Raw genomic sequence first — 24,140 nt, 5'->3', positions numbered from 1 at the left:
AATCCAAAGCCATACAATGGGAGCCAGCTCACATTCCCGGCCTCGTCTGGAGGCCACCTCGAACGATCGTGAAAGAAGCTATGGCATGGAATTTCGTAGCGCTGAAGAGCTATGTCGCATCGGCTCGTTGAAGTGGACAGGCATTAAGCCCGCCGATGGCAGCGATGTTTTGGGTGCTTGGGTTGCTGAAATGGATTTCGGCACCGCTCCTTGCGTTGAGAAGGTCATGGTTTCGGCGATTCAGGACGGGCTTTTGGGCTACAACCCGACGTGGCTCGCCCCCGCAGTTTCCGAGGCGACCGCCGCTTTCCAGAAGAAGCGTTTTGGTTGGGATCTGGATCCGAAAGCGGTGAGGGTTGCTCCTGCGGTTCTTCCAGCCCTGGAGGCGATGATTCAGTACCTGGTTCGCCCAGGATCCCCGGTCATTGTCCCGACTCCCGCCTACATGCCTTTCTTGACGATCCCACCTGCACTGGGGCACTCCGTCATCGAAGTTCCTTCCCTCCACGGCGATGCCTACCCCGGCGGGTGGACGCTGGATCTTGATGGAATTAAGGCGGGCCTCGAGGCCGGCGCTGGCTTGGTCATCTTGTGCAACCCATGGAACCCAGTGGGGCGCGTCCTCACCGAGGCGGAAATGCGAGCCTTACAAGAGCTCGTGTCGCGCTACGACGCGCTGGTGTTTTCTGACGAGATCCACTCCCCCTTGGTTTTGAGTGGTCGCGATTTTGTTTCTTATGCGCGGATGGGCGCAGAGTTTGCTTCCCATACAATTACCGCAACCGCGGCGACAAAAGGCTGGAACATTGCGGGCTTGCCCAATGCGCAGGTCATCATTCCAGATGAGGGACTTCGCGAGCGCTGGGACTGCATCTGTCAAGAGAAACTCCCCCATTCAATGTCGACGATTGGTGCCTTGGGTTCGATCGAGGCCTACACGAACGGTGACGAGTGGCAGCGTGAGATTTTTGAGGTCATCGAAGGCAATATTCGCACTGTGGGCGAGGCACTTGCTTCCACGAAGATTGATTTCCATCCCCCGCAGGCAACCTACCTGACGTGGTGGGGATTCGAGGCCTATCCGCAATTTGGGGACTCCCCCGCGAGTGTGCTGCTTGAACGCGCACATATTGCGGTTAATGCGGGAATCACACTGGGCGCGAATTACTCGAAGTGGGCACGAATGAACCTCGCGTGCCCACCAAAGGTGGCCGAAGAGATGCTTTCGCGGGTTCTGGGAGTTCTTTAGCCCTTCAGTCCACGGCGAGCGCGGCCTCGATACCGGCAACGACCGTTGTGGATGCCTTTCGCGCGGCATCCACAACGTCTTGCGGGTCGGTTTCTGCCTGGGCGAAAGACAGGTCTGAGACAACTGACATACCGGCAACACGGACTCCGAGTGCATGAGCGGTTATCGCCTCAAGAACGGTCGACATTCCAACGCAATCGGCACCCAATTGCACTAAGGCTCGACTTTCTGCACCTGTTTGATACTCAGGCCCACGAAGGAAGGCGTAAGTCCCCTCTCGACCACAGTGCTCACGCATCCCCTTGCTCATCTCACTGTCCCAAACCTGTGAGATATCGACAAACAGTGGCCCATCAAATGGCGAGGAACCGCTGAGATTCATGTGATCCGTAATGATCATGACATCACCCAAGGACCAGTCGCGCAGGCATCCATTCGCATTGGTCACAATTGCGCGTTGGATACCCGCGCACGCAGCCGCACGGATCAGCGCGGTGACAGTAAGAGGCCCGTGTCCCTCATACAGATGAGTTCGTCCGGTTGCGACCAGAACGGGGCCGCATTCGCGCATGTAGACACGAAGTTCATTGCGGTGTCCATCCGCAACCGGGGCGCTCACACCGGGAAGTGACCCCAAAGGCTGCGAGGCCGATGGCACTCCCCACTGGTCATTAAGAGCATCCGCTAAGCCCGACCCCAAGACGACCAATGCGAAGGGAGCTCCCCCGCAAAGGGCGCGAATCTGCTCCGCGGCGGCAGTGGCCTCGGGGTCGAAAAGAACAGAAGAAAAACGGGGATCAGCTGTCAAAGCACACCTTCCTCAACTTTTAGCCGAGCGTGTGGGAAGGCGTGGCTTCCTGCGTACGAACGCGACGCGCACTGGTCAGCCAATATCCGCAGAAGCCTACGAGAAGGGCAAGAAGGATTCCGATGTTTGAACCGGCCCAATCTCCCTCTCGACCTCCGATCGGACCAAGGAGATAGCCCTGCCACGCGAGCCACGAGGCATTCGCATTGACAACAAAGCCCCAGCCAACGAAGGAACCGACAGCCAGTGTGACGATTGCTCCCCAGTTAACGGAACCGTAGCGTCCCGTTGATGTGAAGAGTGAGGGCTCGTCGTAGTCCTGATGACGGAGCGCGATGTCAGCAAGCATGACACCGCCCCAGGTGGCAATGACCACGCCAAGGGTTGTGAGGAAGGCAGTGAAAGGAGTGAGGAAAGAATCAGCGAAGAAGACAACGATGATCGTTCCGATGGTCATGATGGTGCCGTCGATTGCGGTGGCTACGGGGCGGGTAACCGGCACGCCAGTTGCCAACAGCGAAAGGCCAGAGGAATAGATATCCATAACAATTCCACCAACAAGACCAAGAATTGCAACGATCGCAAAGGGGATCAGGAACCAGGTTGGAAGAATTGTTGTCAGCGCGCCAATCGGATCGTTGCCGATGGCTTCAGAGAGAGTGTCATAGTTGGAGCCAACCAACAGCACACCGAAGATCACCAAGATAATGACAGGTAGCGCAGCACCTGCGGTCGTCCAGCCGACGACACCGGCGGTTGAGGCCTTACGAGGAAGGTAGCGCGAATAGTCCGCTGCTGCGTTAATCCATCCAAAACCAAAACCAACCATGAGCATGCACATCGCACCCAGGAGCATTGCGAAGGGCGCCGCGGGACGTGCAGAAAGGACCGCGAAGTTGATTGTCGAGGCCGAGAGCAGAAGGTAGACGATCGTGAGGATTGCCGTCGCCCAGGTGATCCACGTTTGGACCTTCATGATCGCTTCAAATCCGAGGATGCCCGCTCCTGCTGCAAGGACAACAACAACGACCAAGGCGATGATCTGTGCAAGCAGGTGGTTGCTGAAACCAAGCGCTCCCATGACGGTCGCGGTTGCCTGAACCGCCATGATGGCAAGGAAGGTCTCCCACCCAACAGTGAGGATCCAGGAGATTGCTGCGGAGATACGGTTTCCGTTATATCCGAATGCCGCGCGAGAGAGCACTAGGGTTGGTGCAGATCCTCGCTTGCCGGCGATAGCGATCAGTCCACACAGAAGGAATGAGAGTGCAACGCCAACAACGCTCACAAGGATCGCCTGCGTGAGCGAAAGGCCAAAGCCCAGCACCCACGAACCCCAGGAAATACCGAGGACAGAGATATTAGCGGCAAACCAAGGCATGAATAAGGACGATGGTGTGCCTTTTCTTTCGGATTCGGGGATCACATCTAGGCCGGCCATCTCGATGTTTAGACCAGACGAAACCTGAGTGGTCTCACTCATGAACAATGCTCCTCTGCATTCGTGTTGCCGCAGTTCATGTGGCTCTCAATCCACACTATGAACTATAGGGAAAGCGAGCAGACCAAGGTCAGATACTCACGAAACTGATTCGAGGGATTGCCCACACCTTCGCAGGAGGAAAAAGCCGCCGGATGAACTCAACACGCCCACCCGGCTGCCTCGGCCTCGAAAATCAAACAACTAACTACGACGAACCCAGTTCCGCAGAATTCCACCATCTTCAGACATATACGCGTCAAGAAGCGTCTGCGAATCAAGGGTCGCAATATGCGCAAACGCAGTGAGTTCTCGATGGGTGGGGAACACTGTGCGGACGGTCAAAGGCAGGACTTTTCCATCCAACTCAAGCCCTCCAACCCACGGAAAGAACTGCGAATACACGTAAGGATGAGCAACGGGATCAGAATCAACCTGCGGAATGATGATCGGATCCCAACCTCGATAACTACGTGCGAACTCGCCCACGTGGATAATCGCGCCCTTCGCCGTCCAATCCTCGAAGGGCGAAGCAACGAAAGTCGAGCGATCCTCCCAACGCTCACTGGGACCATACTTGTACAGCAAAGTGCCCTGATCATCGCTTTCGGTCCACAAATTATGCCAGTAAATACCGCTATCCCACGTCAGCGCGATACCAGTGCCGCGATTCATCCAGAAAGCGCCAGAAGATTTAGCGAATTCAATCAGTTGACTGGTAGTACTCATGACAGAGACCGTCCCTTCAAGATACCCAGTTCAACGCACTCGGCGACTGTGAGAAGCTCACCACCGTAGATAAAACGTACCTCCCGCGCGCCGCCTTTCGCACCGAAGTTCGGTGCAGTCACTCCGGTCACGATCAACGCATATACGGGAAGCTTCGCAATCGTATACGCGTAGTAGGGCGAGTGGACATCGGTGATTGCCAGGCAGCGCTGCTGGAAAGAATAGGGCTTACCATTCGGGTCGACCTGCCACACGCGCGAAAGATAGGGGTAGCCGATCATATCGACCATGTCGCCGTACTTAGAGGTGTAGGCCTCCAAGCTGGTGAACTGCTCAATGCTGGAACGCAGCAGTGAAGAACTCACCTCTTCACTGTCCATCAACCAACGCCAAGGACCCTGCGGTTCCTTAGGCTCTGGTGTCGTTGAATCCATGTATTTCACCTTTCCGCGAGCTATTCCCCATCATATGCCACGAAACAGGTCATCCTGCGGGCTTCAAAAGCCACTGCGATAAAAGCGGCGCAGCATCCTCACGCAAGTAACAGTCCAACACGTCGAGCGGCGAATACTCAACCACGTGAGAAAGACCTGCAAGCAGGCGAAAATCGCTCGTTTCGCACGGATAGAAGGTCCCGTCGTCTGAGCGAATCCCCAGGTAATCATGTCGAAGCGAAGAACCCGTGTGATCCATTGTCCACCCCGAACGGATCGAAGCAGTGTCTCCCAGTGTCAATTTGGGAAAACCGTATCGACTGCGCAGAGGATTTCCATAGTACTGAAGTAGACAGTGGTCGAAAACGTTCCGATTAGTCGTCTGGAACAGGGCAGCACCTCTGGAGCTACGCTCGCAGTAGTAGAAGGAATAGACACCCTCTTGGTAATCGGCCTCTTCGTGGGGAGCAGCAAAAACGCCTGCATTGAAGACAAGCTCGCCGGCAGCGGCGAAGCTCCCAGTGACCTTCATACCCCAGGCATCATAAAGCACCTCGGCGAGACGATCAGCAAAGTCCATTAGGCACCTCCTCAGGCATCCTTGTCTTCACCGAAACGTAGCGTCTTTTAAATGTGCTCAAACCCGACAAAGCTGCCATGCTTTTACGCTACATCCACAGAGCGACTCTCTACCAAATTTCAAGAGATTTGACGTCACAATGTGGCCATCAAAAACCTTGGGGTGACCGTGTTAAGCGGCCACCCCAAAGAAAACTACGAGTAGAAATAATTGCTACATCGCCAGGTTTGTCAGCGATCCAATGCCCTCAATCTCAACTTCAACGCGTTCACCGGAATTCAGGCGGCCTCCGGCAGGAGTGCCCGTCAAGATCACATCACCGGGCAGAAGAGTGAAAATTCCCGACACATAGGACACGATCTGAGCGATTGAATATCCCATCTGCGAGGTGCTCCCGCTCCCCCGCTCTTCCCCGTTAATACGCAACGTAATCTGGGCATTATCGGGGTCGAAAGAAGAACCGACCGTGATCCATGGCCCCAGAGGGCACGCGGTATCCCAGCTCTTGGCACGACCAAGTGCGCCACCGTCCTCGCGTGCAGCATCCGCCGCGGTCAAGTCGTTTGCGCAGGTATAACCCAGCACCACCGAGGGAGCATCCTCAACGCTCACGTCCTTGGCCAAGGTTTTAATGACCACCGCAAGCTCGGCCTCGTAAAAAACTTCCTGTCCCCAGGAAGGAAAGACGATCGGGTCATCGGGGCCAATCACCGTAGTATTCGGCTTCAAGAAAACGCTGGGGCGCGCAGGCGGATCGCTCGGAAGCGCACCCGGAGCCGGGTAATTCCCGCCCAAGCCAATAACCTTGGAACGAGGAATAACAGGCGAGAGAAGTCGCACTTCGTCCAGCTCGAAAATCTGGCCCGAGGGCTCAGCAGGCGAAAACAGTGGGTCACCCTTCAAGCCAACGATTCGAGTCGATTCATCCTCCAAAGCTCCGTAGTAAATCGAGCTTCCTTGAGAAAAACGAGCGATACGCATGACGACCTCCTTTGTGTCGCAAGTAGCCTATCGCGAAGTAGTCTCCCCATCCCACACATCGCCGGGAAGGTCGCCAGGAAGGAGCGGATTGTCCTTCGCGACAAACACTGGATCGGCAATTCCGCGCTTGCGCTGGGCCTCGTAATCGCGTAGGGCACCCAAGCCCCAGGGGGCGAGGACGATCAAGGCGACCAGGTTCGTCAGGGTCATAATGGCCATGGCAATATCAACCGCGTTCCAGACCAGATCAAGGGTGGTCAGCGAACCGATGACGACCGAGGCCACGGAAATGATGCGTACTGCCCAGGTTGCAGCCTTGGACTTGACAACGAACGACAGGTTGATTTCGGAGTAGACGTAAGCCGCAATGACGGACGAGTAAGCAAGAACGAAGATCAGGATCGACATGGGCATGATGGTCCATTGTCCCAGTTGATCGGCAACCGCAAGGGTTGTCAGGTTTGCCGGATTTGCCTCGGGGTTGGACCAAACCTTCTCGCCGGCAATCAAGATGACGAAAGCGGTTGCAGTACAGACGATGATCGTGTCAACGAAAACGCCCAGAGACTGGATGAGACCCTGGCGAACGGGGTGCGATACGGTCGCGGTTGCCGCGGCGTTGGGGGCGGTACCCTGACCGGCCTCGTTCGAGAAGAGGCCGCGCTTCGTACCGTTGATGACCGCGGCGAGGATTCCACCACCTAATCCCGCAAGGGTCGGTTGCGGGGCGAAAGCTGCGGCAAAGATCTGACCGATGACAGCGCCGAACTTGGGCAGGTTCAGCACACAGATCACGGCAACCATGATGACGTAGACGGTGGCCATGATCGGTGCCATCCACTCAGTCACGCGAGCAACGGTCTTAATTCCGCCGAAGATCACCATTGCGGAGAACACAAAGAGAAGAGCAGCGATGACTAGGTGTGCGCTGGACAGGCCTCCCAATCCCGCGATCGGTTCACGGGCCGAGGGGCTCAAAGCGGACAGAAGAGTCGAAGCGATCGCGTTGGATTGCACCGACGTAATGACGAATGCGCAGGTCACAACGGTGATGATGGCGAAAACGCTGGCCAGAATCTTGTTCTTCATACCGCGGGCAATGTAGTACGCGGGACCGCCGCGGAAGGTTCCGTCAGCGGAGCGAACCTTAAAGACCTGGGCAAGCGTGGCCTCGAAGAAGGCGGTCGCCATGCCGACGAGGGCAACGACCCACATCCAGAAGATTGCACCCGGGCCACCCACGAGAAGAGCGACGGCCACGCCGAAAACGTTACCGACACCCACGCGCGCGGCCAGAGAGATCGTGAAGGCTTGGAAGGAAGAAATCCCTCCCTTTGCACCGCCGCGGGATCCCGAGATCGACCGGATCATCTCGGGGAATTGGCGAATTTGCATGAATCGCGAGCGCAGAGTCAAGTACAGACCGGTTCCGATGAGGACCCACACTGTGATGTGCAGGGTGATCCAGTCAGCAATGTTTTGGATGGACTGTGCGAGGTTCGCCATTCGTTTCTCCAATACGTACGAGGCCGTGGTGCGCAAGCGCCGGTGCGCGGTGGCCGATCGGGTGGTGTGTGCCCAGCAGTTTACAGGTCTTGACGTATTTTCTTTGAACGCGGCCGGAAACTGGACGCAAATGAGGGGACGTCTGGGAAGATAGAAACATGAGCGCGCCATTGAATGAACTCCTCGATGATCTGGAAGATCGCGGTGTATTGACCGACGACGATGCCCTGTATGAGGCATTTTCATCGTGGGCATCATCAACGGGGCGTCCCCTGTACCGTCACCAAGATGAGTCTCTCATTGAAATTTTGTCGGGAAACCACGTCATTGCGGCAACGCCCACGGGCTCTGGCAAGTCAATGATTGCTTTGGCTGCGCATTTTGTGTCGATGGCTCATGGTGGTCGCTCGTACTACACGGCGCCTTTGAAAGCACTGGTGTCAGAGAAGTTCTTTGATCTGGTGGCGCTTTTTGGCGCTGAAAACGTTGGCATGGTGACAGGCGACGTGTCTTTGAATGCGGACGCTCCGATTATTTGTTGCACCGCGGAAATCTTGGCGAATCAGTCCTTGCGTGAGGGATCGACTTTAGACGCGGACATGATTGTTATGGATGAGTTCCATTTCTATGCCGATCCCCAGCGAGGCTGGGCATGGCAGGTTCCACTCCTTGAGCTCACGCGCCCGCAGTTCATCGCAATGAGCGCGACGCTTGGGGATACCACTGTTTTCCGCAAGCAATGGACAGATCGTACGGGACGGCCGACGGTAGAAATTACCGATGCGCAGCGGCCTGTTCCCTTGGAATACGACTATGTTGTGGATACTCTTCAGGACACGGTCGAGCGCCTGCTTTCAGAGGGACGCCACCCGATCTACATCGTCCATTTCTCCCAAAAAGATGCGGTTGATACGGCCTCTGCTCTGACCGATCGCAAGCTCATTTCTCCTGAAATTCGTTCCCAGATTTCGCGTGAGATTTCTACAGTGTCGTTTACGAAGGGTTTTGGGCAGACTTTGCGTGGCCTTCTTTCTCACGGGATTGGGGTTCACCACGCGGGAATGCTGCCCAGGTATCGCCGACTTGTTGAGCGCCTGACCCAGCAGGGACTGCTTCCGGTTATTTGTGGAACTGACACCCTTGGAGTCGGTATCAATGTCCCAATTCGCACGGTTTTGCTCACCTCCTTGGTGAAGTTTGACGGAAGCAAGATGCGTCATCTGCGTTCACGTGAATTCCATCAGATTGCTGGGCGCGCGGGGCGCGCTGGTTTCGATACCGTTGGTTTTGTTCGTGTTCTAGCCCCCGAGCATGAAGTGGAAACGGCGCGCGAAAGAGCTCGTTTAACTGCCGTTCAGGAGGCGGCTCGTGATGAGCGCGAGGCGAAGCGGGCTAAGAAGAAGGCGTCGAAGAAGCGCAGCGGTCCGAAGGAAGGCCAGATCACCTGGTCGCGTTCAACTTTTGAGCGTCTACGCGATGCTGACCCCGAGGCATTGCAGTCTCACTTCGAGATGACTCACGCGACGGTTCTGAACGTGTTGGGCGGCGCAGCGGATGCTGGGCGAGATCCTGCAGAGCATCTCGTTCATTTGGCCCTTCACAACGATGATCCGCAGCTCCCTGCAAACCCTCATATTCGTCATCTTGCAGATATCTATACTTCTCTTCTCCAAGCCGGGGTTGTCGAGCATCTCTCCAGTGCTCAGGCTCGGGAGTTGGGTGTCTCTAGGCTGCAGTTGGTTGCGGATCTGCCGGATGATTTTGCGCTCAATCAGCCGCTTTCTCCCTTTGCTTTGGCTGCCTTCGAGCTGCTCGACCCGGATTCACCGTCTTTTGCCCTTGACGTGATTTCCATTGTCGAGGCCGTGCTTGAGGATCCCCGGCCCCTGCTGTATGCACAGGAAAACCAGGCGAAAGCTGCAGCGGTTGCCTCGATGAAAGCGCAGGGGATGGAGTATGACGAGCGTATGGCTGCCCTAGAAAAGATCTCGTGGCCAAAGCCTTTGGAAGAACTCCTCTCCCCCGCATTCAGTGTCTATGCGCGTTCAAACCCGTGGGTGGGAGATCTTGAACTCTCACCGAAGTCGGTGATCCGCGAAATGATTGAAAACGCCATGACCTTCACCGAGCTCATTTCCCGTTACGACGTGGGGCGCTCAGAGGGAGTCATTTTGCGCTATCTCAGTGATGCCTATCGGATGATGCGTCAAGTGATCCCAGTAGAAATCATGACCGAGGAACTTGAGTCGATGATTTCGTGGTTGGCTGATCTGATCCGCAGCGTTGATTCTTCTCTTCTGGACGAGTGGGAAGCAATGATGAACGGCAAAGAATTGGTCGAGGCCGAAGGGGTTCCTTCTGCCGTCGGAGCTGAGCGCGCATTTGGAGCCGATGAGTCCGGCGCAATCGCTTTCACGGCAAATCGTCATGCGTTCCGCAATGCCGTACGTCGAGCGCTCTTCACATTTGTTGAGTTGATGAGTCGCGATGATGTTGATGGAGTTGAGCGAGCAACTGCGCAGGCCACGGATGCCAATGGATTCTTCGCTGAGGCGGCGCCGTGGACTGGTGAGGATTGGGATCACGCCCTGGAACGCTACTGGGCCGAACATGATTGGATCGATATCAATCAAAGTGCGCGTTCCCAGGCGCTCTGCGCTTTGGAGGAAGAGATCAGCGGCGAAGATATCTTGGCTCTGATGCCCTTCTCCGCCAGAGATAATGCCAATCAGCGCAGTCGTTTCGAGGCCCTTGCGCGGGCCGTCGATGACGTTCCCACCGGTTCGGTCTGGCTGGCGACTCAGACCATCACGGATCCGGAAGGCAATATGGACTGGCGAATTGCCGCACTCGTGGATCTGGCTGCCTCGGACAAGGAAAAGCGGGTGGTTCTGACAGTGCTCACGGTCGACGCGCGGTAGGGGCCTACTTCGATACCTGCACGGCCTCTGGTTTCGGCATAGCTCTCAGTTGTTACCGCGACTGCTTCATAGATTGCTGCGAGCACTCTCCCCCGCAGAGCGCTCGCCAATCTCCTGCTGAAGACGCAGGAGATAGCCGTCGGGATCCTGAACCAAGAACTGGCGGACGCCGATCTCAATATCGCCTGCCCGATACCACTTCTCTTCAGGCTCAACGAAGATTGGCCAGCCTGCGTTCGTGATACGCCACAATGCGGTATCCAGGTTCTCGACCTGCACCTCGAAGTTGATCCCCCGACCAAGCGGCGGCTCAAGGGCGCCGGTCTCCCACGTCCTCCCCCGGTTGATCTGATCAAGCATCAGGTGCGCATTACCCAAGACAAGGTAGCCAAATCCCTCTTCGGGTCGCTCATAGCGGATAGAAAAACCGACCAAATCGCACCAGAAATGCCGGGAGGCCTCGTAATCGGTGACAGAAAGTTCAGGAACAAGCCCGGGTTCGCAGGTCATGGCCACACTCTAGCAGGCAGCCCAGATACAGAAGGTGAACTCGATCGCATCAGTCAGAGAGCGCAATGAAAATATACAAGTGCGCCACTCCGGACGATTAGGCCTGGGCTGCAAGGTCGACGACCTCGGCACCAACAATTTCTGCTAGGTCAAGCGGGCTCAGCTCTACACTCACTCCCCTGCGACCTCCCGATACCAGCATCGTTTCATGATCCAAACATGAGGAATCAATAAAGATTCGATGCTTTGTTGTTTGCCCCAAAGGGCTAATCCCGCCAACGACATATCCCGTACGGCGCTGCGCAACGGCAGGATCAGCCATCGCAGCGTTCTTCGCCCCGGCAGCTTTGGCAATGAGCTTCATTGACAGGTGCGCAAGCGCGGGAACACACCCCACCACGAACTCCCCTGTTGGCTCAAGCTTGACCATCAAGGTCTTGAAAGCAATCGCAGGATCAATCCCCAATTTCTCAACGGTTTCTTCACCGTAGGCACGCGCGGAAGGATCATGCTCGTACTCGTGAACAACGAAAGGAACCCCGGCCTCGTTTAATTCCTCAATTGCGTGAGTGGGTCCTGAAGCGTGATCTTTAGAGTGTTTGCGAGCCATACCCCCCAGTGTAAGTCCCACGCAGGCACTCTCTTGGCTTCAGTGACATAGAAAGCGACCGGGCTGATGGAAATCAGCCCGGCCCTGAGTTTCACCGCAAATAGCGGAGCGAGACTTTAGACGAAGGTCGCCTGCGGGTCATCGATGACCATCTTGCCGAAGGGGAAGCAAGTGATCGGAATGAGCTTGAGATTGGCAATCGCCAAGGGAATACCGATGATGGTAATGGCCTGGAAGAAAGCAGTGATGACATGTCCGATTGCCAACCAAATACCGGCAACGAAGAACCAAATCAGGTTCATCAGCGCCGAACCGGCACCCGCTCCGGGCATCGGGACAACTCGCTTACCGAAGGGCCACAGCACGTAGGACGCGATGCGGAACGAGGCGATACCCGCCGGGATCGTCACAATGAAAATGCACGCGAGCAATCCGAAAAAGATGTAGTCCAAAAACAGTGCGAAACCGCCGAAAACCAGCCAAATAATATTGAGCCAGAAGCGCATCTCTTTCCTTCCATCAACTTGTGTTCAACAAGTTTCGCACAGCCGTCCCTCAATTCGCGCTCGTTTTCCCCTGATTCTCCCCTGATTTCCCCCTGAGTCGTGTGGCTACACTGAGAGTATGACTATTCCTTCAGCGATTGCCGAGGCCATTGACCGTATTGACCGCGCGCGCCAAGCCTGCGGTCGCACCGATCGCGTGGACCTGGAACTCGCAGTGAAGACTCGCACTCCCGAGGAATGTCGCGAGGCTGCCCAGGCCCTGAGTGACCTAGGTCAGCCAATCCTGTTGGGGCATAATCGCGTCCAGGAAGCCACGGCAACAGTCGAAGCGATAAGGCAAGTGCCCGGAACACAGGTCCACTTGATTGGCCCGCTCCAATCGAACAAGATCAATCAGGCCTTGGCCTGCGTCGACGCAATTGAATCGATTGATTCCATCCCACTTGTCCAAAAAATCGATTCACGCCTCGACCGCGAACTCCCCGTCTTCATTGAAGTGAACATCTCTGGAGAAGAGACCAAACACGGCTGCAGTCCCACCGATGTCCCTGCCCTCATCGAGGCCGTCTCCACCTCGGCACACCTGAGCCTCGCAGGCTTCATGACCGTCGGTCTCAACTCCTCCGCCGAAACAGATGTGCGCCGCGGATACTCCCAGCTGCGCCAGCTACGTGACCGCAGCGCCGAAGAGCTTGACCTCCCCACAGGCACCCTCGAGCTGTCGATGGGGATGAGTAATGACCTCGAATGGGCGATCGCAGAAGGGGCAACAATCGTCCGCGTCGGAACCGCGGTTTTTGGCGCCCGGCGCCTAGCTACGCGCGGATAGAGCCTTCCCAGCCACCCAGTCGATCCCAACGATCGCACCGAGAAATACCAGCGCCCCGCACAAAATTGCGACGATATTGATGCATACCTGCTGGTATCCCAAGACCGTCACATTGACGAAATCGTAAGGGTACTGGTGGACGAAAGCGCCGCGAACCAGCGTGTAGATCATCCACACAATCGGAATGACCAGAGCCTTAAGGACGACTCCGCCACTCACTCCTCCGCGCGGCCCGCATGCCAATGCAACGACGACCATCAGAAGTGGAACAACGACGTGCTGGAGCGGATTCGTCAAGACAGACCAACCGCTTAGGACCTCAGTTGGACGAATCAAGAAGTGGTAGACGATCGCCGTCACCGTGATCATCATGAGCGCGCACAGTTGAAGTGCGCGTCCCCACGAGCCGATCTCACTGCCACGAAACGCGATGAGCGTTGCGACAATCGCAACCAGAATATTCGACCACTCCGTGAAGTAAGACAGACATTCAATCATTCTCTGGCCGAAGCCGGCCCAGCCAAAGGGAGCTCCACCGAACATCCCAGGCCGGGCCACGGCCTCGCGAGAATACCCGTCGACAGCGGTAATAATCAGCGTCAGTACGACACCAAGCCACGCGGCGATTGCCACAAGCGCATAGCCCCAACGGCCAGCGGTCGCCAGAGTCATCTGCTTTCCTCTCACTGGTCCTATGCCCAGTCGGGAAGAATACGCACGCCACCCTTATCTGCAGACGCGGCAAGCATTCCGTAGACCTTCAAGGCGTCAGAGACGTGACGCGAACGAGGCTTGGACGGCTTCCACGGAGTGGCCCCCTTCTCAGCGCGACGACGCTCAAGTTCCTCATCACTGACATTCACGCGAAGCAGACGCTTGTTGACGTCGATCTCGATCTCATCGCCCGTGCGAACCAAGCCGATTGCACCGCCGGCAGCGGCCTCGGGAGAGATGTGACCGATCGAGATACCAGAAGTGCCGCCGGAGAAACGACCATCGGTGATCAGCGCGCACTTCTTACCCAAGCCCAGTCCCTTGAGGTACGAGGTCGGGTAGAGCATTTCCTGCATGCCCGGCCCTCCCTTGGGGCCCTCGTAAGTGATGACGACGACGTCGCCTTCCTGAACCTTCTTGCTCAGAATCGATTCAACTGCCTCTTCTTGAGACTCCACGACGAAGGCGCGACCCACGAAGTGGAAGAGCGACTCATCAATACCCGCGCTCTTAATGACCGCGCCCTTCTCGGCGATGTTGCCGTAAAGGACCGCAAGTCCACCGTCCTTTGTGTATGCGTGCTCGACGTCGCGAATGCACCCGTTCTCGGAATCCGTTTCCAAGGACTCGAAGAGGTTCGCAGTCGAGAAAGCATGGGTCGTGCGCACGCCACCGGGCGCGGCGAGGTAGCGATGCTTGGCCTCGTCGCTCGCACTGCCACTGCGGATATCCCACTTGGCAAGCCATTCCTCCAAGGAAGGAGCATGGACGGAGTGAACATCACGCTGCAGCAGACCCGCACGGTTAAGCTCGCCGAGGAGAGCGGGGATACCACCGGCACGATGCACGTGCTCGATGTGGTACGTCGTCGAGTTCGGGGCCACCTTGCACAGGCAAGGGACCCGGCGCGAAATCGCATCAATGTCGTCCAGATTGAAATCAACCCCGGCCTCGTGAGCGATCGCAAGAATGTGAAGAACGGTGTTAGTGGAGCCGCCCATCGCAACGTCCAAGCTCATTGCGTTCTCAAAGGCGTGCTTGGTGGCGATGGAACGGGGCAGAACCGAATCATCATCGTTGTCGTAGTACGCGCGGCACATATCGACAATGCGGTGGCCAGCTTCCAAGAAGAGCTTCTTGCGCTCGACCTGCGTGGCCAGGGTCGTTCCGTTTCCGGGCAGTGCCAAGCCAATTGCCTCGTTCAAGCAGTTCATCGAGTTTGCAGTGAACATGCCCGCACAGGACCCACAGGTAGGGCAGGCATTGGCCTCAACCTGAGCAAGCTGGGTATCCGAAACCGAATCATCCACGGCCATGACCATTGCGTCGATCAGGTCGAGGCGGTGCTCGACAACGCCTTCAATGGAGGCACCAGACTCCATCGGGCCGCCCGAAACAAAGATCGTCGGGATGTTCAAGCGCATGGCAGCGATGAGCATACCGGGAGTGATCTTGTCACAGTTCGAGATGCACACAAGAGCGTCCGCGCGATGAGCGTTCACCATGTACTCCACCGAGTCCGCGATCACCTCGCGCGAAGGCAGCGAGTAGAGCATGCCGTCGTGGCCCATGGCAATGCCGTCATCAACGGCAATGGTATTGAATTCCTTTGCGACGCCGCCCGCCTCGCGGATTGCGCCAGCGACAAGCTCGCCCATGTCCTTGAGGTGAACGTGGCCGGGAACAAACTGGGTGAAAGAGTTCGCGATCGCGATGATCGGCTTGCCGAAATCTCCGTCCTCCATACCGGTTGCGCGCCAGAGCGCACGTGCTCCGGCCATGTTGCGGCCTTGAGTTGATGTTGCTGAACGCAAGGGCTTACTCATCGTTTACTCCCCCAATGACATTTTCGTAACTGTTTCAACCCTAGTTCCGCATGGGGGCTAGTTCTCGCTCAGATCAGGAAATGGACGAGGTCTTGCGTACGCTTTTCGTCATGTGGCGCGGTTTTGCGGTGCTTACTAAGGCTTTGCGAGCTGTCCACTTTTTGACCGCCCACACCACAAGCGCGACTCCTGCGAGGGCAAAAACGATAAGCTGATATCGCGAAATCCATTCTTCGACGAGTGCCCAATTCGCGCCGAGCGCATATCCGGCACCAATGAGGATCGAATTCCACACCGCTGAGCCAATTGCCGTGTACACAGTGAAGGGCAGGAGTTTCATTCGTTCAATACCTGCCGGAATCGAAATCAAGGAACGCACGACGGGAACGATGCGCCCCACGAGAACTGCCAGCGGGCCTCGGCGCACAAACCACGCTTCAGCGCGCTTGATGTCAGCTTCCTTAACAAAAGGAATCTTCGCAGCCAGGAAGTAAAAGCGCGCCCGGCCAAACCACGCGCCCAAGGCATACAGGGCGAGCGCACCAGCAAGCGAACCGAGCGTCGCCCACACGATTGCGCTGATCAGCCCCATACTTCCCGAGGCCGCAGCAAAGCCCGCGGAAGGCAGGATCACTTCGCTGGGGATGGGCGGGAAGAGGTTCTCTGCAGCAACAGCAATACCGACGCCGGGGGCACCAAGGGCACCAACAAGCGTAACAACGGCTTGGACAATAGGTTCAAGAAGATTACTCATGCCTGTAGCATCGCGGTGCTAGGCATGGAAGAGTTTTGCTCACCCTTAGCGCGGGCTGTGAAACCTGATCACGGGGCGGAGCACTGAACGAGCTCGCCCTCGCCCGCGATACGCAGGTGGTGCTCCGCGGCAGAGATGAAGACGGCCTCGCCCTGGCCCAGGGTGCACTCCCCCGCTTCGGTCGACAAACTCAGGCGGCCGCGGGTGACAAGGGCAATGCGCGGACCCTCGCCCGGGACACGCAAGGCGGTCAGGTCGGGAGTGCAGGTCGTGACGGTCAGCTCGAATTCCTGCGCGGGAGCGAGGAAGCGATCCGAGTGTGGGCTAGGGTGCTCGGGAGCGAGGCGAATCGGCGGGAGCGCCGAAAATTCAGCGATTTCCACCAATTGCGCGCTGTCGACGTGCTTGTGGGTCAGCCCCGCGCGAATAACGTTATCCGAGGCCGCCATGACCTCAACGCCCAGACCCCGCTGGTAGGCATGGATTTGGCGCGGCGGAATGTAGGCCGCTTCGCCTGCACGCAAAGACACAGGATTCATGAGGAATGCCAGAATGATTCCCGCGTCACCACCGTGCGCGGCCTCAAGTTCACACACCAGTTGGTCGGCACGAAGCGAGGGCGATTCCCCCGCTTCGAGACGGCTCCGGCAGGCGGCGACAAATTCTTCCACCAAGGGCGGAGTCACTGGTGAATCGATATCGAAGACCCACGAGGCCAAGGAACGCAGGCCCCCGCGGACCGTGGAGAGGTTCAGGCGACGGCGGAGCAATTCGGCCAGTTCCCCGTCCAGTCCTTCGAGGAGTCGCCGGGCCTTACGGGGAACTCGAAAACCGATAAGCGCATCAAAATCAGTTAATGCGTAGAGCATCTCGGGCTTGTGGTTCATGTCCCGGTAGGAACGGTTCGGCGCGGTACGCTCGATTCCAAGGACTTCTTCGCGCAGGTAGCCCTCACGGGCGATTTCCTTGGTGGGGTGAACCTGAAGGGAAAGCGTCTCGTCGGGTGCAATGACTTTCATGAGGAAGGGCAGGTTGGTTCCAAAGGCGTAGAGGATGCCCGAGCCAAGTGCTTTCTTCGGGTCCTGCGCGATGAGGTCACCCAGAGTTGAACCGTCCTGGAGGAGGGTTGGACCATCTGGGTGATTACCGAACCAGAGTTCAGAAACAGGCCTGGGTCCTGGGGTCTCACCCAAGAATTCAGCGATTGCGCTCTGCGAGCCCCAATCGTCAAACTTGCGCCAGCCCTGCAGCTGTTCCATCTGGTCTCCTCAGCCTTTCCATGACACCGAGGTCCGTCCGTCGTTGGAGAACAACGAGTGGACGGCGTTTTTACGAAACGCTCGGTATGTGTGAAAAGTTTAGCGTGTCCCTTCTTCGCGTTCAGCTAGAGCGCGTAATGCTCCACCCGATTCGTAGAGTTCATCCCAGGTTCCGCTCTCCACAATGCGGCCCGAATCCATGACGATGATGCGATCAACATCGCGAATGGTGTCCAGGCGGTGAGCGACGACGATCAGGGTCTTATCACTGGTGCGCCTGCGAATCCCGGCCAGCACGCGTACCTCAGTTTCGCGATCAACTTGGGAGGTGGCCTCGTCAAGGATCATGATGGGGGTATCGCGCAGGAGCGCGCGGGCAAGGGCCAGCCGCTGGCGTTGTCCGCCGGAAATGCGCTCGCCCATTTCGCCGACCTGGGTGTCGATTCCTTCGCTTTCCGAGGCGACCCAGGCTGTCAGGTCAACCGCTTCCAAAGCCTCGCGGAGTTGGGCATCGGTAGCGTCAGGGCGCGCAAGAAGAAGATTCGCGCGAATTGAATCGTTAAAGACGTGTGCGCGCTGCGGAGCCAAGGTGACGACAGAGCGAATATGGTCCTGGGTGTCCTCACGCAGGTCCACTCCCCCGATACTGATCGATCCGGAGTCCGGATCCCACACGCGGGCAAGCAGCCCGGCAAGCGTCGATTTCCCGGAGCCCGAGGCACCAACGATTGCAGTCGTCGAGCCGGCCCGGATCGTCAAAGTGACATCGTGAAGGACTTGGGGGCGATGCTTCTCGTATTCTTCCGCGTCATCGTGAAGACCTGAAGCTATAGCAACCTGCGGGTAGGTAAAGTCCACGCCCGTAATCTCAAGATCACCGCCGCCATCAACGGGACGGGGACTTTCCGGATCGGGAACCAGCGGTTCACGGTCGGTCACGGCAAAGATTCGCGCCGCCGAGGCATAGGCCTGATCCAGATCCGCAGTCAGATCTTCAACCGCCAAAACCGGTGCAAAGGAGGCCAGTGCAACGCCCAAGGACATGGTGACTTGAGCAATGCTCAAAGCACCCGAAGGAAGCGCAAAGACGGCGACAAGAAGCTGGGCAACAACTGCTAGGGGAAGCAGTGCTTGGTTGAAGCCTCGGCGAATAGCAATCCAGAAAGACGTCTTGTACTGAGCGTGGAAAATGTATTCTTCCAGCTCGTCAGCCATTTCGTCCATGCGGTGTTCCTGCGCCCCGAAGGCAATGACTTCGCGTACGCCCTGAACCGAGTCTGTAACGTGGTGCGAGAGCTTGCCGCGAGTTGCGCGAAGCACTTGCGCTGCTTCGCCGGTGGTCTTGCCACCGACGGTCGGAACACAAATCCCTGCCAGGACAAGGAAAGGCGCAAGGACAAGCGCATTGAGCGGCGAAATTGCAAATGCCATCCACACGACAGTCCCGATGGGAACGATTACCGCTGTTGCCAGGGGCACCAGGGTGTGAGCGAAGAAGACCTCGACACGATCGACGTCTTTCGTGACTCGCGAGAGAAGGTCACCGGTATCTGCCCCCTCGGTCATCGCCGGAGCTTGGGGTTCTAGCGAATCAAAGAAGTAGTTGCGCAGGAGGGCCAAAGAACGGAAAGCAACGTAGTGTCCCGCGTATTGCTCGAGGTAGCGGAAGATGGCCTTGAGCAGGGACATGATCACCAGCGCCCACACCACCCATGACAGGGTGACCGAAGCCGGATCCGAGGCATACGAACCCAATGCCCATGTTCCCACCGCAAAGAGCGCGATCCCCAAAACCAGCGCAACGATACGCGCAAGTAGAGAGAAAACAAGCGGGAAAAGGACGGGACGCGCAACTCGGATTAGACGGCGCGAAAGATCCATGCGCGTGAAGCTCTGGGGGTTCATCGAAGTTCCCCTTCCTTCAGTTCAACTTGGCGGTCTGCGTGAGCGATTGTTGCTCCTCGGTGGGAAATCGTGATGGTTGTGCGCCCGCGTGCGACGGTATCGATAGCGTTAAGAATCTGTCTTTCGCTTTCCAGATCGACGTGTGCAGTGGGTTCATCAAGCAAAAGGATTGGGGCGTCTTTGATGAATGCCCTGGCAAGTGCGACGCGCTGCGCTTCACCGCCCGATAGTGCCAATCCCTTATCGCCGACGCGGGTATCCAAGCCCTCGGGAAGCCTCGCCAGAAGATCGTCGAGGCCGACGGTGCGCAGCGCCGTGAGGATATCCTCATCGCTCGCTGCAGGGTTGGCGATCAAGATGTTCGCGCGCAAAGTGTCAGAGAAAAGGTAGGTGGTTTGTTCGACGACAGCGATTTGCGAGCGAACCCATTGCAGGGGTGCCTGGGAGATATCAACGCCATTAATGCAGATGGATCCTTCGCTGGGACGGTGGTGCGCCTGGATCAGGCTTGAAAGCGTTGATTTTCCAGCGCCCGATGTACCAGTGATGGCAATGTGCTCACCGGGGGCAACACGAAGGGAAGCATTTTCAAGGATCGGGAGGTCGGCCTCGTAAGCGAAAGAAACGCCGTTGATACGTACTTCTCCGGGGATGGGAAGCGAAGTCGGAGCAAGAACGCCATCTTCTGCCGGGTCGACGACCTCAGGAGTTTCGCTGGTGAATCGCTTAATTTCGCGGGTTGCAGCGATACCTCCCATGCCGATGTAGAAGAACTGACCGATTCGATCCAAAGGATCCAGCATGATCGAGGACAACAGAACAAGGGTGACGGCCTGGCCCACACTGAAACGACCATCGCTGAGACGCCAGTAAGCAAGAGCTGTCGCGCCGGTGATCATTCCAAGCGAAAAGACACCGTCAACAACCAACAGGACCATTTGGTTTCCCGCAAGGTAACGCATGACCTTGACGCGCACGTTCTCTGCCGCATCAGCGAGGGTGCGACCAACGGCTTTTCCTGCACCAATGTAGGACAGCGTTGAAAGCCCCTGGATCGCGTCAAGTTCTTGGGCCGCGAGCGCTCGCGATGCTGTGCGGTAGCGGTTCGACACTGAACGGAAAGCTGCTTGGAACGCGCCAACGGTCAGCGGAACCAAAGGAATCGAGATCGCGAGAAACGCTCCTGAAACCGGATCCATAGTAAAAACGACGACAACAACAAGAAGCGGGGTGAGCAAGGAGGCCAACATGGGGGCAATGAAAGTGCCCCGATAGTTCGAGCTACGTTCCACTCCGTCGGTCGCAGTGTTGACGATGCGACCCGAACGTTCCTTCGTGCGCTCGCTGACACCCAAGCGGAAAACCTGGGCGACCATGGCGTGACGTAGACGTGGTTCTTCTGCGCGCAGGCGTGTACCCCCCGAGAAGGAGGCGCTAAACGCCATCATTCCTGCTGCTAAGGCTAAGAGTGAAAGGTATCCCAGTGACGGGAGACTGATATTGCCGCTGATGAGAGCATCAATGACTGAACCGAGCTCGATGTAGAGAATGATCAGGAACATCGCAGGCAGCAGATTTTTGATGATCTCGATAACGTTCGCCATCCGCTGTTTCGGGAAAGGCTGCGGTAGTGCGCTTGGCGAGGCGTTGAGCTCCGGTCCCATCGATTCGCTCTCCTCATTCGGCTTTATGACGTCATTTCATTATGACTCTACTTAGGACTACCTTAGCTTCTTAATGACAGAAAGTCATATAGAAGGTTGGAGCAAGTAAAGAGGGTGCATAAAGGGGCGTTCGGATTACTCCGAACGCCCCTTTATTAAGGTTTACAACGCAAACTCGCGGGCACGCCCACGCTTAAGTGCGCGGGAAGGCGGCCACGGCCTCGTCAATCGAGTCAGGCCAGACGGTACATCCAGCCGAAGGGATCTTCCGCGCGGCCCATCTGGATGTCCGTGATGTCCTTCCAAATCTGATGGGTGACAGGACCCGCGGGAAGCTCGACGTCGAAATCGTCCGAGGCGAGGCGTGCAATCGGGGTCACGACAGCAGCGGTACCACAGGCAAAGATCTCAGCGACCGAGCCATTCTTGATGCCCTCAACCAGGTCGGCAAGAGCAATGGATTCCTCGGTTACCAGCACACCACGCGAACGCAGCAGGCGGCAGATCGCGCTACGGGTGCCACCCTCGAGGATCACGCCGGTGAGCTTGGGGGTACGCACGCTTCCATCGGCCATGACGACGAACATGTTCATTCCGCCGAGCTCTTCGAGGTACTTGTGCTCGTAGGTATCCAGGTAGCAAACCTGCTTGAAACCGCGCTCTGCGGCCAAGTTCTGCGGGAGTAGCGAGGCCGCGTAGTTACCGCCAGCCTTCGCGGAACCGGTTCCGCCAGGGCCAGCGCGGTGGTAGTGCTTCTCAACCCAGATCGACACGCCGGTCTGAGTGCCCGACTTGAAGTAGGGGCCAACCGGGGAGCCGATGACGTAGAAGTCAACCTGGTGAGCGGAGCGCACGCCAAGGAAGGGCTCAGACGCGAAAGTAAAGGGACGCAGGTAGAGAGAGGATCCTTCAGCACCCGGAACCCACTTCTCATCTGCACGCACGTAGTTGACGAGCGCGCCCACGAAGTCCTCACGGTCCATCTGCGGCATGGCCAGACGCCAATTCGAGTGGTTCATACGCGCGGCATTAAAGCCGGGACGGAATGTCCAAATGCTGCCGTCGGAGTGACGGTAGGCCTTGATGCCTTCGAAAGCAGACTGGCCGTAGTGAAGGACAGCGGCCGCGGGAGACAGATCAAGAGGACCGAAGGGAATGACCTCGCGCTGGCCCCATCCGGTTTCGGGCGTCCAGCGCATGTGTGCCATGTGATCGGTGAAAACTGTTCCGAAGTTCAGTTCCTCCATGGCCTTTTCGTAATCCGCCTGCGGGGTCGGATTCGGGTTCTGGGTCAGCGGGAAACGACCAGCCAGTTCATCTGCAGAAGGCAGAGGCTCCTCCCCCAATCGCTCCAATTCGGTGGGAGTGTGCTGCGTTTCTGTCATCGTGTCCTCCTCAAAAGCTGAAGTGCTTTCAGAATATTCCCCTTGCGGGGGTCAAGCATAAGGTGGTCCGCCATCTGACCCGTTGGGGGCGGTGCGCGCGACTCTCGGCTCCCGCTCCCCCGGGCCTGGTTCGCATTCCTCTAGGGTGAGCGGTGCCGGCGGAGTGGGTCTTCTGGTTTCTGCTCCCCGGGCGTCGGGAGTCTTCCGGCTCCCACTCCCCCGGGCGCGGCCTCGTCAGCGGCGAATCAGCGCGACCAGGTCGTTGCCGATCTGCTCGGTCGTACGTACCAAAGGGTCGCCAGCGGCATTAGCGGCCGCACGGTTGCGCATGTCTTCTTCAATCGCGTCCATGATCGCGCGCGACTGATCGGCATAGCCGAGGTGATTGAGCATGAGCGCAACAGAGGCAATGGTTGCGGTCGGGTCCGCCTTGCCCTGACCCGCAATGTCGGGCGCGGAGCCGTGGACGGGCTCGAACATTGAGGGGTGCGCGCCTTCGGGGTTGATATTTCCCGAGGCCGAAAGGCCAACGCCGCCGGTGACAGCTCCCGCCTCATCGGTCAAGATGTCGCCGAAGAGGTTATCGGTGACGATGACATCGAAGCGACCCGGATCAGTCACCATGTAGATCGTTGCGGCGTCAATGTGACAGTAGTCGACGCGGACCTGCGGGTATTCGCGGCCCACTTCCTCAACGATGCGGCTCCACAGGCCACCGGCAAAGACCAAAACATTGTGCTTATGGACCAGTGTCAGGTGGTGAGCCGGACGGGCTGCTGCCTGTTCAAATGCGTAGCGCACCAGGCGCTCAACGCCAAAGGCCGTGTTGACGGAGATCTCCTGTGCGACCTCGTGAATCGTACCCTTTCGCAGGGTTCCGCCGTTTCCGGCGTAAAGGCTTTCAGTGCCCTCGCGCACGACGATGAAATCAATGTCTCCGGGGTTCGCCAGTGGGGTCGGGACACCCGGGTAGTAGTGCGAGGGGCGCAGATTGACATAGTGGTCCAGCGAGAAACGGAGCTTAAGGAGCAGGCCGCGCTCAAGGACGCCTGAGGCGACCGATGGATCGCCAATCGCACCCAAGAGGATGGCATCGTGCTGGTCGATGACCTCGAGGTCCGTGTCGGTCAGGATCTCGCCAGTGCGGTGATAGCGGCGCGCGCCAAGATCGAATTCTGTGTACTGCAGTGTGACATCAGAGGGAATGACAGCTTCCAGAGCCTTGATGCCTTCGGGGATGATTTCCTGCCCGATGCCGTCACCGGGGATTACTGCGAGTTTCAGATGTGTCATGCTGCCATTGTTGCGCGGGGGGCGGCAGGTCGGCAGAAGGTGTCCATATTTCGGGGTGCGCGAGGCGGGGCCTCGTTCCTGAACTCAGCTCCCCACGCCTCCCCTATCGACACCACTTGGCGGCATTGACGCTACTTGGCGGCATCGCATAGCCCAAAAAGCGCAATGCCCGTCCTCCAAACGGTGTCAATCGCGCC

General features: G+C 57.5%; 21 protein-coding genes. 3 read left to right on the top strand and 18 right to left on the bottom strand.

Going from position 1 to position 24,140, the window contains the following annotated elements; all coding sequences use genetic code 11:
- The first annotated feature begins 85 nt into the window (after positions 1 to 85).
- Entirely contained in the window at positions 86 to 1,249 is a 1,164-nt protein-coding gene (locus BQ8011_RS04570; protein ID WP_072455240.1) for a MalY/PatB family protein, read from the top strand.
- A 4-nt stretch (positions 1,250 to 1,253) separates the two neighbouring features.
- Here the strand turns inward: BQ8011_RS04570 and BQ8011_RS04565 are convergent, their stop codons facing one another.
- The 7 genes from BQ8011_RS04565 to BQ8011_RS04535 form a co-directional block, all read right to left on the bottom strand.
- Positions 1,254 to 2,057, bottom strand: coding sequence for a purine-nucleoside phosphorylase (locus tag BQ8011_RS04565; protein ID WP_072455238.1), 804 nt, complete (start codon positions 2,055 to 2,057; stop codon positions 1,254 to 1,256).
- 19 nt (positions 2,058 to 2,076) lie between these two features.
- Entirely contained in the window at positions 2,077 to 3,540 is a 1,464-nt protein-coding gene (locus tag BQ8011_RS04560) for a purine-cytosine permease family protein (RefSeq protein WP_072455236.1), read from the bottom strand.
- Positions 3,541 to 3,741: 201 nt separating this feature from the next.
- A complete protein-coding gene (locus tag BQ8011_RS04555; protein ID WP_072455234.1) occupies positions 3,742 to 4,266 on the bottom strand; it encodes a hypothetical protein in 525 nt (174 codons plus the stop codon).
- A complete protein-coding gene (locus BQ8011_RS04550) occupies positions 4,263 to 4,700 on the bottom strand; it encodes a glycohydrolase toxin TNT-related protein (protein ID WP_072455232.1) in 438 nt (145 codons plus the stop codon). The genes BQ8011_RS04555 and BQ8011_RS04550 overlap by 4 nt, the downstream gene beginning before the upstream one ends.
- A gap of 49 nt (positions 4,701 to 4,749) precedes the next feature.
- Positions 4,750 to 5,280, bottom strand: a complete 531-nt coding sequence (locus tag BQ8011_RS04545) for a hypothetical protein (RefSeq protein ID WP_072455230.1) — start codon at positions 5,278 to 5,280, stop codon at positions 4,750 to 4,752.
- A 213-nt stretch (positions 5,281 to 5,493) separates the two neighbouring features.
- Positions 5,494 to 6,261: a fumarylacetoacetate hydrolase family protein gene (locus tag BQ8011_RS04540; RefSeq protein ID WP_072455228.1), complete on the bottom strand. Its 768-nt coding sequence runs from the start codon at positions 6,259 to 6,261 to the stop codon at positions 5,494 to 5,496.
- A gap of 27 nt (positions 6,262 to 6,288) precedes the next feature.
- The gene (locus BQ8011_RS04535; protein WP_072455226.1) at positions 6,289 to 7,767 is read right to left on the bottom strand and encodes an alanine/glycine:cation symporter family protein; all 1,479 of its coding nucleotides are present in this window, start codon (positions 7,765 to 7,767) and stop codon (positions 6,289 to 6,291) included.
- Positions 7,768 to 7,925: 158 nt separating this feature from the next.
- Here BQ8011_RS04535 and BQ8011_RS04530 point away from each other — a divergent pair, with 158 nt between their 5' ends.
- On the top strand, positions 7,926 to 10,688 hold the full coding sequence (locus BQ8011_RS04530; protein ID WP_072455224.1) for a DEAD/DEAH box helicase: 2,763 nt from the start codon (positions 7,926 to 7,928) through the stop codon (positions 10,686 to 10,688).
- Positions 10,689 to 10,754: 66 nt separating this feature from the next.
- Here the strand turns inward: BQ8011_RS04530 and BQ8011_RS04525 are convergent, their stop codons facing one another.
- From BQ8011_RS04525 to BQ8011_RS04515, 3 genes are all read right to left on the bottom strand, one after another.
- Positions 10,755 to 11,198: a bleomycin resistance protein gene (locus BQ8011_RS04525; protein WP_072455222.1), complete on the bottom strand. Its 444-nt coding sequence runs from the start codon at positions 11,196 to 11,198 to the stop codon at positions 10,755 to 10,757.
- A gap of 97 nt (positions 11,199 to 11,295) precedes the next feature.
- Positions 11,296 to 11,808, bottom strand: coding sequence for a Cys-tRNA(Pro) deacylase (gene ybaK / locus BQ8011_RS04520; RefSeq protein ID WP_009409047.1), 513 nt, complete (start codon positions 11,806 to 11,808; stop codon positions 11,296 to 11,298).
- A gap of 116 nt (positions 11,809 to 11,924) precedes the next feature.
- On the bottom strand, positions 11,925 to 12,314 hold the full coding sequence (locus BQ8011_RS04515; protein WP_072455220.1) for a YccF domain-containing protein: 390 nt from the start codon (positions 12,312 to 12,314) through the stop codon (positions 11,925 to 11,927).
- A 118-nt stretch (positions 12,315 to 12,432) separates the two neighbouring features.
- On the opposite strand from BQ8011_RS04515, the gene BQ8011_RS04510 reads away from it, so the two are divergent.
- The gene (locus BQ8011_RS04510) at positions 12,433 to 13,143 is read left to right on the top strand and encodes a YggS family pyridoxal phosphate-dependent enzyme (protein ID WP_072455218.1); all 711 of its coding nucleotides are present in this window, start codon (positions 12,433 to 12,435) and stop codon (positions 13,141 to 13,143) included.
- Here BQ8011_RS04510 and BQ8011_RS04505 read toward each other — a convergent pair.
- From BQ8011_RS04505 to BQ8011_RS04470, 8 genes are all read right to left on the bottom strand, one after another.
- Positions 13,126 to 13,815 carry a Pr6Pr family membrane protein gene (locus BQ8011_RS04505; protein WP_072455216.1) on the bottom strand — a complete coding sequence of 230 codons (690 nt, stop codon included), beginning with the start codon at positions 13,813 to 13,815 and terminating at the stop codon, positions 13,126 to 13,128. The two genes, BQ8011_RS04510 and BQ8011_RS04505, sit on opposite strands and share 18 nt — an antisense overlap.
- A gap of 20 nt (positions 13,816 to 13,835) precedes the next feature.
- A complete protein-coding gene (ilvD, locus tag BQ8011_RS04500; protein ID WP_072455214.1) occupies positions 13,836 to 15,683 on the bottom strand; it encodes a dihydroxy-acid dehydratase in 1,848 nt (615 codons plus the stop codon).
- A 73-nt stretch (positions 15,684 to 15,756) separates the two neighbouring features.
- The gene (locus BQ8011_RS04495) at positions 15,757 to 16,437 is read right to left on the bottom strand and encodes a DedA family protein (RefSeq protein WP_072455211.1); all 681 of its coding nucleotides are present in this window, start codon (positions 16,435 to 16,437) and stop codon (positions 15,757 to 15,759) included.
- A gap of 68 nt (positions 16,438 to 16,505) precedes the next feature.
- Positions 16,506 to 17,696 (bottom strand): mannose-6-phosphate isomerase, class I, encoded by a 1,191-nt coding sequence (manA, locus tag BQ8011_RS04490; protein ID WP_072455209.1) that lies wholly within the window; start codon positions 17,694 to 17,696, stop codon positions 16,506 to 16,508.
- A 99-nt stretch (positions 17,697 to 17,795) separates the two neighbouring features.
- Positions 17,796 to 19,601: a thiol reductant ABC exporter subunit CydC gene (gene cydC, locus BQ8011_RS04485; RefSeq protein ID WP_072455207.1), complete on the bottom strand. Its 1,806-nt coding sequence runs from the start codon at positions 19,599 to 19,601 to the stop codon at positions 17,796 to 17,798.
- On the bottom strand, positions 19,598 to 21,265 hold the full coding sequence (locus BQ8011_RS04480; RefSeq protein ID WP_072455205.1) for an ABC transporter ATP-binding protein/permease: 1,668 nt from the start codon (positions 21,263 to 21,265) through the stop codon (positions 19,598 to 19,600). Before BQ8011_RS04480 ends, cydC begins: the two co-directional genes overlap by 4 nt.
- A 233-nt stretch (positions 21,266 to 21,498) precedes the next feature.
- On the bottom strand, positions 21,499 to 22,650 hold the full coding sequence (locus tag BQ8011_RS04475; RefSeq protein WP_072455204.1) for a branched-chain amino acid aminotransferase: 1,152 nt from the start codon (positions 22,648 to 22,650) through the stop codon (positions 21,499 to 21,501).
- A 234-nt stretch (positions 22,651 to 22,884) separates the two neighbouring features.
- A complete protein-coding gene (locus BQ8011_RS04470; protein WP_072455203.1) occupies positions 22,885 to 23,943 on the bottom strand; it encodes a 3-isopropylmalate dehydrogenase in 1,059 nt (352 codons plus the stop codon).
- Positions 23,944 to 24,140 lie beyond the last annotated feature (197 nt).

The sequence above is a fragment of the Actinomyces marseillensis genome (genome assembly GCF_900155605.1).
Taxonomy (GTDB): domain Bacteria; phylum Actinomycetota; class Actinomycetes; order Actinomycetales; family Actinomycetaceae; genus Pauljensenia; species Pauljensenia marseillensis.
This window is presented reverse-complemented; position numbering and strand designations above follow the sequence as displayed.